The following is an 11,975-nucleotide window of genomic DNA, read 5'->3' on the forward strand; positions in this document are numbered from 1 at the left end:
TAGGCAGGCGGTCAACGCGCCTACAACTTGAAAGATAGCGGGGATAAATACCAAGGGGAGTTACTCACATGGTGCTGATGATTGTCAGCGGCCGTTCCGGTTCAGGGAAGTCTGTTGCTTTACGCGCATTGGAAGATATGGGCTTTTATTGTGTCGATAACTTGCCTGTGGTTCTGCTGCCGCAATTGGCAAGTACACTTGCCGATAGGAATATCTCTGCCGCAGTAAGCATAGACGTACGCAATATGCCTGAATCTCCTGAGGTATTTGAACATGCCATGACTCAACTGCCGGATAGCTTTTCACCGCAGTTGCTGTTTTTAGATGCTGACCGCAATACCCTGATTCGTCGCTATAGCGATACCCGTCGCCTGCATCCGTTGTCGACCAAAAACCTGTCATTAGAAAGTGCTATCGATGAAGAGAGCGACCTGTTGGAGCCTCTGCGCTCACGGGCTGATCTGATTATTGATACGTCCGAAATGTCAGTGCATGAATTGGCTGAGATGCTGCGTACCCGTCTGTTGGGTAAACGTGAGCGCGAATTAACCATGGTGTTTGAGTCATTTGGCTTTAAACATGGCATTCCCATCGATGCCGATTATGTTTTCGATGTGCGTTTCTTGCCAAACCCACACTGGGACCCAAAACTACGCCCAATGACAGGTTTGGATAAGCCGGTAATCTCTTTCTTGGATCGCCATACCGAAGTACACAATTTTATTTATCAGACCCGTAGCTATCTGGAACTGTGGCTACCGATGCTGGAAACCAATAACCGCAGTTATTTGACGGTCGCCATTGGTTGTACCGGTGGTAAACATCGCTCAGTTTATGTTGCTGAACAGTTGGCTGATTATTTCCGCGCTCGCGGCAAGAATGTTCAATCACGCCATCGTACTCTGGAAAAGCGTAAATAATGACTATCAAACAAACCGTTGAGATCAAAAACAAGTTGGGGATGCACGCCAGACCCGCAATGAAATTGTTCGAGCTGGTTCAGAGTTTTGATGCTGAAGTCATGTTACGCAACGACAGCGGTACCGAAGCCGAGGCCAGCAGTGTCATTGCACTGCTGATGCTGGATTCAGCCAAAGGCCGTCAGATTGAAGTTGAAGCGACCGGTCCTGATGAGATTCAAGCGCTGGCGGCTGTTATTGAGTTATTTAATTCAGGGTTTGATGAGGATTAATTTTCACCGTTCGTGTGAATGGTGAAAATCAATCACTAATGGGTGAAGCACACCACTTTTGCCATTCAACGCTTTCACACCACGCCCCCTGAATCATCGTTCCCGCTGGCCAATTAGCGTGATTATCGCTTCGGGGTGCTATCCCGGCCCCGCCAATTAAACACAGCGCCCACCCTTTTCACCACCAACAGTGTCTGTCCGGCGAGATACCCCCGTATCCGTACAGATACGCCTCCCTTTCAGCCGCATCGATAAATTGTGGTTTTCTTCTCTGCTAGCCGATACAACGGGGTTTCCTGTTACATCAGTACCAGTTACACCTGTTGTTCCCCGGTCCCCTCGTTTACAACTCGTTATATCTAGATTGATGTTTATTTTTGTGAAAATTTGAATTTTAAATTCAATTTAAATCAAAGAATTACATTACCTCCGTTACCAACTGTTAATAATTGTGAGTTTAATCGCATTTACTTGCTGAAAAAAACCTTACTTTTAACTTTATCAAACATTAAATAACTAAAATTAACATCCTCTATTTCTGTACAACGCCAGCGCGATAACTAAATGGATTTTCGCTGAGCCTTGTTCCCTACAAATCACTAAAATAAGAGGCTCCATCATGTCTGAATCACCTACTGAACAATTAGTGATGCCTAACCTGGTCTCTGCGGAGAATCATGCCTATCGCAAGGCCGCGTGGCATATTTTACCCTTACTGATGCTGTGCTATATCGTCGCTTATTTAGATCGGGTTAACGTTGGCTTCGCCAAATTGCAGATGGCGGATGACTTACAGTTTTCGGAGGCGGTGTATGGGTTCGGCGCCGGTATCTTTTTTATTGCCTACTTCTTTCTGGAAATCCCCAGTAACCTGATGCTGCATCGTGTAGGGGCACGGTTGTGGATTGCGCGCATTATGATCACCTGGGGCATCATCTCGGCTGGGATGGCTTTTGTCACCACACCGATGTCTTTTTACGTAATGCGTTGCTTGCTGGGAATTGCAGAGGCTGGGTTCTATCCCGGCGTCATCCTTTATCTTTCTTATTGGTTCCCAACTAACCGCCGTGGCCGTATGTACGCTTTATTCGCCACCGCCGTTCCATTATCCGGCGTGTTCGGCGCACCGTTATCGGGTTGGATCATGGGTGCCTTTAATGGACTCCATGGCTTTGCGGGTTGGCAATGGATGTTTGTTCTGGAAGGTATTCCGTCCGTTTTAATCGGTATTTTGGTGATTTTTAAACTGACTGACCGTATCAGTCATGCCAAATGGCTAACCGACGAAGAGAAAAAAATCTTGCAGGCCAACATTGATAACGACACACAACATCATGTCCACAGCAGCCTGAAAGAGATTTTCCTACAACCCCGCGTCTGGTTGCTCACGCTCATTTATTTCTGTCTGATTGCAGGTTTCTACACTATCGGCTTCTGGTTACCGACACTGATCAAAGACAGTGGGGTAAAAGACGTGCTGAGTATTGGTTTGTTAAGTGCCATTCCTTACGGTGCCGCCGCCCTGACCATGATCGTGGTATCACGCAGTGCTGACCGTTGGCGCGAACGGCGCTGGCATCTGGCTTTAACGGCTACGTTGGGCGGGGTCGGGATGATTATTTCGGCCAGTTTCAGTGACAACATCGTTATTGCCATGATGGGCTTAACTCTGGGTGCAATGGGAGCATTGAGTACCTTGCCACTATTCTGGAGCCTGCCAACAGCTTTCCTCGGCGGAACCGCAGCCGCAGCCGGCATCGCTCTGATTAACTCCTGGGGCAACCTGGCAGGCTTTGTCGCACCTTATATGATGGGCTACCTGAAAGATCTGACCCAAAGCACCACCACCGGAATGCTGATTATTTCCACCATGCTATTTATTGGTGCGGCGCTCGTATTTTTAGTCCCGGCCAAGACAGTAAACCGCTAACAATACAAATAAAGGATAAGACGATGAACATAATGGTAACAGGAGCGGCGGGCTTTCTTGGTCGTCGATTGATTGAACATTTACTGGCGCAGGAATATCTGACCGACCAACAGGGTCAACAGCGCCATATCAGTAAGATTATAGCCTGTGATGTGGTGCCTCTAGAGGCGGTTGCCGATGAGCGGGTGCAGGTTTTTTGCGGTGATATCGCTGATTCGCACTGGCTTGCCAGCGTTTTCAATCAACAAATTGACACTGTTTTTCACCTGGCAGCGATTGTCTCTAGTCAGGCAGAAGAAGATTTTGATTTGGGTATGCGGATCAATTTTGATGCCACCCGCAGTTTACTCGAACGCGCTCGCCAGCTTGGACACTGCCCTAAAGTCATTATCACCAGTTCAGTGGCGGTATTTGGCGGTGAATTGCCGGCGGTTGTACCCGATGAACAGGTATGGTCGCCTCAAAGCTCCTATGGTACACAAAAAGCATTAAACGATTTATTGCTGGCAGATTATAGCCGCCGGGGATTTGTTGATGGCCGTAGCCTGCGTATGCCAACTATCGTGGTACGCCCAGGGAAACCAAACCGTGCGGCCTCCAGTTTTGCCAGCGGCATTATCCGTGAGCCGTTGCAAGGTATTGACGTGATTTGCCCTGTTAGTCTGCAAACACCGTTGTGGCTGCTATCGCCGAAGATGGCGATTAATAATCTTATCCATGGGCACCAATTGGATGCCAGTCAACTTAAGGGCGGGCGGGTGATTAATCTGCCTGGACTATCAATTACCGTACAGCAAATGATTGATGCATTGCGGCGTATTGCGGGTGATGCTGTCGCTGATCACATTAAGATTCAGCAAGATCCCTTAATTGAGAAAATCGTAAGCTCCTGGCCTGGGGATTTCACAGCGCATTATGCCAAAGCATTAGGCTTTAAGAGTGATAAGGATTTTGACAGTATCATCAATGATTTTATCCTCGGTAATTTACCTGGCAAACTAGTCAAATTACTTGAATAGCGGGTGACAAAATCAGGTTGTATTCCCTCTGGAGATAACACCATCCAGAGGGCGGTCATTGGTGTTACTCATCAGATAATTGAAGCCAATCCTGATGAGTAATCGTTTGCTAATTGCAAAAAATGCAGCTTTTACCCCTTGCAGAGAAACCACACGCGAGTATAATTCGCCACAATTTGCCGGGAGATATGATGGAAAGCCAAGTGCGTTTTGTTGAAAATGACCCTCTTGATGGTCGACAAAATGGCCTGCCAGCAGGCAGTCACCTGCCGTTCTTTCTCCCGTTGCTAAACCGATCTCGTAAGGCCCCTCATTGAGGGGCTTTTTTTTGTCTACTGATCGGCGCCGGATTAAGCATTATCACCAATTAAAATATATACCCTAAATAATTAGAGTTGCAGAAAGGCGGCAATTGAGTAAATCCCCAGGAGCTTACTTATTTTAAGGTCAACGACAAGTAAGTGGCCGGGGTGAACGAAAACAGCCAACACACATGCAGCTTGAAATATGACGGGTCACAGAGGAGAGCGAAATGGCCAACCCATTGTATCACAAGCATATCATCTCAATTAACGATTTATGTCGCGACGAACTGGAGCTGGTGCTGCGTACCGCTGCTAGCCTGAAAAGTCAGCCGCAACCTGAGTTGTTAAAACACCAAGTGATCGCCAGTTGCTTTTTCGAAGCCTCGACCCGCACTCGTTTATCATTTGAAACCTCCATACACCGCTTAGGTGCCTCAGTGGTCGGTTTTTCTGACAGCAGCAATACTTCCCTTGGCAAAAAAGGTGAGACGCTGGCGGATACGATGTCAGTCATCAGTACTTATGTGGATGCCATTGTCATACGTCACCCGCAAGAAGGGGCCGCTCGCCTGGCTGCCCAGTTCTCGGGGAATGTACCGGTAGTTAATGCCGGTGACGGTGCAAACCAGCACCCGACGCAAACGCTGCTCGATCTCTTCACCATTCAGGAAACTCAGGGCCGGCTGGATAACATCAATATCGCCATGGTTGGCGACCTGAAGTATGGCCGCACCGTGCACTCACTCACGCAAGCGCTAGCCAAATTCACCGGTAACCGTTTCTTCTTTATCGCCCCGGATGCTCTGGCAATGCCGGCTTATATTCTGGAAATGCTGGAAGAGAAAGGTATCGAATACAGCCTGCATGAAAGCATTGAAGAAGTGGTGCCAGAGCTGGATATTCTCTACATGACCCGGGTACAAAAAGAGCGCCTTGACCCATCAGAGTATGCCAATGTCAAAGCGCAGTTTATCTTGCGCGCTGCTGATTTAAATGGCGCACAGGAAAATCTCAAAGTGCTACACCCACTGCCAAGAATTGATGAGATAACCGCCGATGTCGATAAGACCCCTTACGCCTACTATTTCCAACAAGCGGGTAACGGGATTTTCGCACGTCAGGCACTACTGGCTCTGGTTTTAAACGCAGAATTGGCTATTTAAGGGGGATTGAACATGACTCAGGATTATAAACTACAGGTTGAAGCGATTAAATGTGGCACTGTGATTGACCATATTCCGGCACAAATCGGCTTTAAATTGTTGTCGCTGTTCAAACTGACCGCCACTGATCAACGTATTACTATTGGATTGAATCTACCGTCTAAACGATCAGGTCGTAAGGATTTGATTAAAATAGAAAATACCTTCCTAACAGAGCAACAGGCCAACCAACTGGCGATGTATGCACCGGATGCTACTGTTAACCGCATCGATAACTACGAAGTGGTGAAGAAACTGACCCTAAGTCTGCCAGAGCAGATAGATGGCGTCCTTACTTGCCCAAACAGTAACTGCATCAGCCACAACGAGCCGGTCGACTCCAGCTTTAAAGTGAAAGCCCTAAAAGGCGAAATCTACCTTAAATGTAAATATTGCGAGAAAGAGTTCGATCATCGGGTGGTTTTACAGGCAGATTGATTACTCAAGCGGGTTAACGCTCTGTTCAGACGAATATTGCCGCCCCAAAATATTTACAAAAGTGGCAATATTCGCTGCAACGCGACATGGCAAACTTGATTCGCGTGGGTTGCTGTAATCCATCCCATCTTTATAATGGTCGCGATAATTAAAATATTTCTTTCCTTACGTAACCAGGAGTCAACATGTCACGCATTATCAGCACTGAACTCGCCCCTGCCGCCATCGGCCCTTATGTTCAAGGTGTCGATCTGGGCAGTATGATCCTCACTTCAGGCCAGATCCCTGTTGATCCAAAAACAGGTTTGGTCGCCGATGATGTATCCGCGCAAGCGCGTCAGTCACTGGAGAATGTAAAAGCTATCGTTGAAGCGGCAGGTTTGAAAGTTGCTGACATCGTGAAAACGACGGTATTCGTGAAAGATCTGAATGACTTCAGTACAGTTAATGCCACTTACGAAGCTTTCTTTACTGAACACCATGCGCCATTCCCAGCACGTTCATGTGTTGAAGTTGCGCGTCTGCCAAAAGATGTGAAAATCGAAATCGAAGCTATCGCGGTACGTCGTTAATTCTGATGTTATTGCGTCTACGGCTGGTTATTACCAGCCGTTTTTTTATGCTTATCCCGCTAATATTGTCTGTCGGCCTTTCCCAATGTGCTATCGCAGATCATCATGATATGGCAACTTTCTGCTCAGCAATAATGCATCCCACTCACTAATTGCACCTAATAATGCTGAACATCGACCTTTCCGTATCGCGATTTTTCGATGAAATGTTACTGGCTGAGGGGCAACACCGAGGCCATTACGACGCCTACTGGCAATGGTTACAACCGGCCGATCAGCTAACAATCGCGCGTAAGCGTGAAGGACTGCGGTTGTTTCATATTTATCCGCAAGGTAACTTTTAGGCTCTGGTTTCAGTTGATATGCGTTCAGTGTTCACCTAACCATTGCGGCCTCCATCCTCGTCGGCAATATTCCTGATTGCGCTCAACGTCAAAAGAGAGTCAGAATCAAAACCATAGCCTTTTGTTTTGAATTGGCCTTTGAAGTTAAAAGCACATTTGAGCTGCCGAGCAAGGAGAGAAGCCACTGATCTGAACTAAATCAATCCCTCACCCAATAAATCCCCTCATATGCTCGCAATACCATCTCCTGCGGCTGGAAAGCACTTTCGCCGTAGCTGCTCATCAACAATTGCCAGTTACCGTCCAGCGCAATCTCCTCTGGCTGCCACTGTTGCGGTTCACCGCTCAGGTTAGCCACTACCAACAACTGCTTACCCTGCCAGTGGCGTAAGTAACACCACAACTCTGGATGCTGCGGGCAGAGATCACGATAGTCACCAAAAGTGAACACATCATGTTGTTTACGCAGGGCTATCAGATATTGATAGGCATAAAACACCGAATCAGCATCAGCCAGCGCGCTATCAACATTAATTTCAGCATAGTTACTGCAGGGTTCGATCCATGGCGTTCCCTGACTGAAACCGGCATTACGGCTACGATCCCATTGCATCGGGGTGCGGCTATTATCACGGGATTTAGCCGCCAGAATCGCTAATAACTCGTCAGGATCGCGACCTTGCGCACTCAGCTCAGCAAACATATTCAGGCTTTCGACATCACGGTATTGATCAATCGAAGTAAAATTAGGATTGGTCATGCCAATCTCTTCGCCTTGGTAGATATATGGCGTACCTTGCATACCATGCAGTACCATTGCCAGCATCTTGGCCGCTGGCACGCGCAGTGCACCTTCGTCACCAAAGCGCGATACAATGCGCGGCTGGTCGTGGTTACACCAGAACAACGCATTCCACGCACGGTTATGCATTCCCTGCTGCCACTGGTTAAATATCTGTTTGAGTTCCACCCGATCCGGCGACATTAGTGACCATTTGGCCCCATTGAGATAATCCACTTTTAGATGATGGAAATTAAAGGTCATCGACAGCTCATCCCCACCCAATGCGGCATAACGCTGACAATGCTCAAGGCGGGTGGACGACATCTCACCAACCGTCATCAGGCCGCGCGGCTGAAACACATCACGGCTCATTTCCTGTAAAAATTCGTGGATACGGGGGCCATCGGTATAGAAACGGCGGCCATCACCCGTAAAATCATCCGGGAAGTCTTGCTGTTTGGATACCAGATTAATTACATCCAGGCGCAAACCATCCACACCAATATCAGCCCAAAACTCGCACACTTTCTTCAGTTCATCACGTACCGGCTGGTGCTCCCAATTAAGATCCGCCTGCTCGGTAGCGAACAGATGCAGATAATATTGGCCGCTTTCAGCGTGCCATTGCCAGGCATTACCGCCAAATTTCGAGCGCCAATTATTCGGTAAATTATCACCCTCACCATCACGCCAAATATAGAACTGGCGGTACGGGCTGTTGCGCTCCGCTGATGCTTTAAACCAGGCATGTTCGGTGGAGGTGTGATTGAACACCATATCCATCACGATACGCATACCCCGCTGATGAGCTGCCGCAACCAAGGTTTTGAAATCATCCAGGCTGCCGTAAGCAGGGTCAATGGCGCAGTAGTCGGCAACGTCATAGCCGTTATCCACTTGTGGCGAGACATAAACCGGTGTCAGCCAGAGGGCATCAACGCCGAGTTTGTGCAGATAATCCAACCGTTGCGTCACGCCAGCCAGGTCACCATAGCCATTACCGGTGCTATCCTGAAAACTCTTCGGGTAAATCTGATAAATGACGCCGTTTTGCCACCAAGGGATAGGATTATTCATAGCAGACTCTTATTCGTTGTAAAAACAGAGAAAATTAAAGAAACAGCTCCGCCACAGGATAACCTTTGGCGGAGGAATACGATTTAGACTGGTAATTCGCCACGACTCTCTTTACGTTTATAAACCAGTATAGTCAGCACCAAAGGCACCACGATCGCCACTAACATTGCCAAAGCATAGATCGCCCAGAACTGTGGTTTGATGGATAAAATACCAGGCAGGCCACCGACACCAATACCGTTCGCCATCACCCCAGTCAGCCCACAAATGAGGCCCGCTAGCGCAGAACCAATCATGGCGCACAGCATCGGGAAGCGATATTTGAGGTTGATACCGTACATGGCCGGTTCTGTGACGCCCAGATAGGCTGAAATTGCCGCAGGTACCGATATTTCGCGCTCATTGATCTTGCGGCTAATGATAATAATGCCCAGTACCGCAGATGCCTGTGCGATGTTAGACAGCGCAATCAGCGGCCATACCGGTGTACCGCCCATGCTCTGAATCATCTGCATATCAATGGCTAACGTGGTCTGATGCACACCGGTAATGACCAGCGGTGCATACAAGAAGCCAAATAGTGCGGCACCAACCGGCGCGAAGCTGCCTGTCATGACCGCTTTCACTCCCCAGGCCACACCATCGCCAATCATGCGACCAAATGGCCCGATAAGCGTATGGGCGAGGAATACCGCCAGCAACAAAGAAACTACCGGCACCACGACCAGATAAAGATAGGCTGGAATGATTTTCTTCAGATTAGTTTCAATCCACCCCAGCGCCAGCCCCGCCAAAATCGATGGAATGACCTGTGCCTGATAACCTACTTTCTCAATGGTAAACCAGCCAAAGTTCCAAACTTCGGGGATCTGTTGCCCCAGAAGGTAGGAATTCATCAGTTGTGGTGATACCAAGGTGATACCCAACACAATCCCCAATACTGGGGTCCCTCCCATTTTCTTCACTGTCGACCAGCAGATAGCCACTGGCAGGTAGAAGAAGATGGCTTCGCCCAGCAGCCAAAGAAAGTCGTAAATGGTTTTCCAGGCTGGGTACATCTGCGCCAGCGTTTTGCCATCAGACATCGGAATATCACCAATCACATTACGGAAGCCGAGGATCAAGCCTCCACTAATTAACGCTGGCAACAACGGGAAGAAAATCTCGGCAAAGTGAGAAATACCACGCTCAAACCAAGTCATGTTCTGCCGTGCAGCCAGTTTGGTTTGCTCTTTATCCACTTCATTCAGGCCAATTTTAGCAATCAGCGCTTGATAATAATCGTCAACCTCAGGCCCGATAACCACTTGAAATTGCCCGGCATTAGTAAAACAGCCTTTAACCATCGACAGATTTTCAATTTCTTTAGGTGAGGCTTTAGAGGGGTCATTCAACACAAAACGTAGCCGGGTAATACAGTGGCTGACGGTGGCAATATTATCTCTGCCTCCCACCAGTACGATCAATTGATCGATATCTTGTTGTTTTACTTTGCTCATTTCAACGTACCTTTCATAAAGGTGGGATAGCGTGCGGCTTATTCGTTTTTCTTAATAAAAGCAGTTAGGGTCAGTCTTAAAGAAAAAACACACCGATAGCCTGTTAAATATACAACCCATTAAAGATTAGCTATGTATTGATTTTTATGAAATGGGAACGTTCCCAACTTGCGTTGAAGATCACAATTTGACAACTTTTTGTGATGTTTTTAGCCGTAAACAACAGGTTCGCCCATCATGCTCTCCCACCACTCTGGATGGGATTTCAGATAGCATCACGTCGAGAAAAGAAGAGTCAGGCCAATTGGCCTGGAATTATAATTTGTTGAATTGATTGACTATGATTAAGTTGATCAAGTAATTGTTGCGCGGCTTTCACCCCTGCGGTGCCATAACCCAACTCGACTGACAGGGTATTTGGGAACAAAAAGTGCAACAGCGGTGTATTACCAATGCCGCATACCTGAATGTGTTGCAGGCTCTGCTGCTGCAAATATTTACTCACCCCCATAGCGATAGTGTCAGAGGCACACACCAACGCCGAGGTATCGGGTTTTATCACCTGAGGTGCAAGCTGGAAGCCACTCTGATAACTCAGTTCACCCAGTGCAACCGTCGGTAGCAGGCCGTGTTGTTGGCTGTAATCAAGATAAGATTGATGACGGCGCATACCGGTAGTGGCATCCGACGGTTGCACGCCAATATAACTAATATGCCGATGCCCGGCGTGACGTAACTTATCCATCAACAGGCGCACAGCCCCGTCGTCGTCGTAGCATACGGAAGAAAAGCCCGCATACTCGCGCGCCAGTACGACCATTTTTTCCTGCCACGGCGAGAGCATTTCTGCGGTTAACCCAGTGAAACCAAACAAAATGACGCCATCCACATGGCGCTGTTGCAGCACATGTAAATGTTCACTGACCAATTCAGGATCAAACTGGCTCTCCATCAGAATAGGGTCATAACCTTGCTGATAGAACAGTGGCAGCATCGTGCGCACGGCCTGATTTTCGGATGGCGAATCCAGGCGCGAAACAATAATACCCACAACTTTATCACTCTGCCCCCGCATGGCCCGGGCCGATTTTGATGGGGTAAAGCTCTGCTGACGGATGACAGCTTCAACTCGTTCACGAGTTTGTGGACTGACACTGCCTTCGTTATTTAATACCCGTGAAACCGTGGATTTTCCAACTCCACTCATGCGGGCAATGTCCTTTATGGTCAAACGGTTTTGCATGGTTTACCTAATGTTTAGGTTTGGAAACATATAATAAACTGATTATTTATATTATCGAAGTTGCGGGAAGTCTAGTATGCGCAGAATCAGACTCAGCGCATGATATCCCAATGGCTCGCAGCATATTACTGCCCTAACGGTATATCTTACCGTCAGGGTAGTTTTTGGCGTGGCAAGCACAGTGATGCGGTTTAATGCCTGTTTAGTTGCTAAGTTTGTTGTGAGATAGAGCACCAAGAACGAAGTGTATGGGTAGATGTCGCGTAGCGCCTACCTTGTCTTTTAATTTACCGGAGGTTAATTACCCAGTGGACCCTGTTCCCTCGAGCCGCACCCTTTGGTGTATTCGGTAAGGTAGTTCCCCGTTTAG

11 protein-coding genes and 1 pseudogene are annotated in these 11,975 nt (G+C 47.9%); 9 read left to right on the forward strand and 3 right to left on the reverse strand.

Annotated features, from left to right (window positions below; all coding sequences use genetic code 11):
* Positions 1 to 68: 68 nt before the first annotated feature.
* The 9 genes and pseudogenes from rapZ to A6J67_RS00985 all read left to right on the forward strand — a co-directional run.
* Positions 69 to 920 (forward strand): RNase adapter RapZ, encoded by an 852-nt coding sequence (gene rapZ, locus A6J67_RS00950; RefSeq protein ID WP_005162486.1) that lies wholly within the window; start codon positions 69 to 71, stop codon positions 918 to 920.
* Positions 920 to 1,192 (forward strand): PTS phosphocarrier protein NPr, encoded by a 273-nt coding sequence (gene npr, locus A6J67_RS00955; protein ID WP_019212424.1) that lies wholly within the window; start codon positions 920 to 922, stop codon positions 1,190 to 1,192. Before rapZ ends, npr begins: the two co-directional genes overlap by 1 nt.
* A gap of 619 nt (positions 1,193 to 1,811) precedes the next feature.
* On the forward strand, positions 1,812 to 3,122 hold the full coding sequence (locus A6J67_RS00960) for an MFS transporter (protein WP_005188453.1): 1,311 nt from the start codon (positions 1,812 to 1,814) through the stop codon (positions 3,120 to 3,122).
* A gap of 23 nt (positions 3,123 to 3,145) precedes the next feature.
* Entirely contained in the window at positions 3,146 to 4,141 is a 996-nt protein-coding gene (gene denD, locus A6J67_RS00965) for a D-erythronate dehydrogenase (RefSeq protein WP_032906972.1), read from the forward strand.
* Between the two features lie 188 nt (positions 4,142 to 4,329).
* Positions 4,330 to 4,458: a hypothetical protein gene (locus A6J67_RS23785; protein WP_005188461.1), complete on the forward strand. Its 129-nt coding sequence runs from the start codon at positions 4,330 to 4,332 to the stop codon at positions 4,456 to 4,458.
* A 215-nt stretch (positions 4,459 to 4,673) separates the two neighbouring features.
* The gene (pyrB, locus tag A6J67_RS00970) at positions 4,674 to 5,609 is read left to right on the forward strand and encodes an aspartate carbamoyltransferase (protein WP_005188464.1); all 936 of its coding nucleotides are present in this window, start codon (positions 4,674 to 4,676) and stop codon (positions 5,607 to 5,609) included.
* A gap of 12 nt (positions 5,610 to 5,621) precedes the next feature.
* The gene (pyrI, locus tag A6J67_RS00975) at positions 5,622 to 6,086 is read left to right on the forward strand and encodes an aspartate carbamoyltransferase regulatory subunit (RefSeq protein ID WP_005188467.1); all 465 of its coding nucleotides are present in this window, start codon (positions 5,622 to 5,624) and stop codon (positions 6,084 to 6,086) included.
* Between the two features lie 185 nt (positions 6,087 to 6,271).
* On the forward strand, positions 6,272 to 6,658 hold the full coding sequence (ridA, locus tag A6J67_RS00980; protein ID WP_005188477.1) for a 2-iminobutanoate/2-iminopropanoate deaminase: 387 nt from the start codon (positions 6,272 to 6,274) through the stop codon (positions 6,656 to 6,658).
* 164 nt (positions 6,659 to 6,822) lie between these two features.
* A pseudogene (locus A6J67_RS00985) lies at positions 6,823 to 6,978 on the forward strand (circularly permuted type 2 ATP-grasp protein); the annotation flags it as partial.
* Between the two features lie 223 nt (positions 6,979 to 7,201).
* Here the strand turns inward: A6J67_RS00985 and treC are convergent.
* The 3 genes from treC to treR form a co-directional block, all read right to left on the reverse strand.
* Positions 7,202 to 8,863, reverse strand: a complete 1,662-nt coding sequence (gene treC / locus A6J67_RS00990; protein ID WP_042569007.1) for an alpha,alpha-phosphotrehalase — start codon at positions 8,861 to 8,863, stop codon at positions 7,202 to 7,204.
* Positions 8,864 to 8,946: 83 nt separating this feature from the next.
* Entirely contained in the window at positions 8,947 to 10,362 is a 1,416-nt protein-coding gene (gene treB / locus A6J67_RS00995) for a PTS trehalose transporter subunit IIBC (RefSeq protein WP_005188485.1), read from the reverse strand.
* Between the two features lie 295 nt (positions 10,363 to 10,657).
* Positions 10,658 to 11,605: a trehalose operon repressor TreR gene (gene treR, locus A6J67_RS01000; protein WP_005188487.1), complete on the reverse strand. Its 948-nt coding sequence runs from the start codon at positions 11,603 to 11,605 to the stop codon at positions 10,658 to 10,660.
* Between the last annotated feature and the right edge of the window lie 370 nt (positions 11,606 to 11,975).

Origin of the sequence: Yersinia sp. FDAARGOS_228, from assembly GCF_002073315.2 — a bacterium.
GTDB classification, from domain to species: Bacteria; Pseudomonadota; Gammaproteobacteria; order Enterobacterales; family Enterobacteriaceae; genus Yersinia; species Yersinia intermedia.

Excerpts from the sequence above, each read along its gene's own strand:
- rapZ (WP_005162486.1), top strand. The coding sequence starts at position 69 with ATGGTGCTGATGATTGTCAGCGGCCGTTCCGGTTCAGGGAAGTCTGTT.
- npr (WP_019212424.1), top strand. The coding sequence starts at position 920 with ATGACTATCAAACAAACCGTTGAGATCAAAAACAAGTTGGGGATGCAC.
- A6J67_RS00960 (WP_005188453.1), top strand. The coding sequence starts at position 1,812 with ATGTCTGAATCACCTACTGAACAATTAGTGATGCCTAACCTGGTCTCT.
- denD (WP_032906972.1), top strand. The coding sequence starts at position 3,146 with ATGAACATAATGGTAACAGGAGCGGCGGGCTTTCTTGGTCGTCGATTG.
- A6J67_RS23785 (WP_005188461.1), top strand. The coding sequence starts at position 4,330 with ATGATGGAAAGCCAAGTGCGTTTTGTTGAAAATGACCCTCTTGATGGT.
- pyrB (WP_005188464.1), top strand. The coding sequence starts at position 4,674 with ATGGCCAACCCATTGTATCACAAGCATATCATCTCAATTAACGATTTA.
- pyrI (WP_005188467.1), top strand. The coding sequence starts at position 5,622 with ATGACTCAGGATTATAAACTACAGGTTGAAGCGATTAAATGTGGCACT.
- ridA (WP_005188477.1), top strand. The coding sequence starts at position 6,272 with ATGTCACGCATTATCAGCACTGAACTCGCCCCTGCCGCCATCGGCCCT.
- treC (WP_042569007.1), bottom strand. The coding sequence starts at position 8,863 with ATGAATAATCCTATCCCTTGGTGGCAAAACGGCGTCATTTATCAGATT.
- treB (WP_005188485.1), bottom strand. The coding sequence starts at position 10,362 with ATGAGCAAAGTAAAACAACAAGATATCGATCAATTGATCGTACTGGTG.
- treR (WP_005188487.1), bottom strand. The coding sequence starts at position 11,605 with ATGCAAAACCGTTTGACCATAAAGGACATTGCCCGCATGAGTGGAGTT.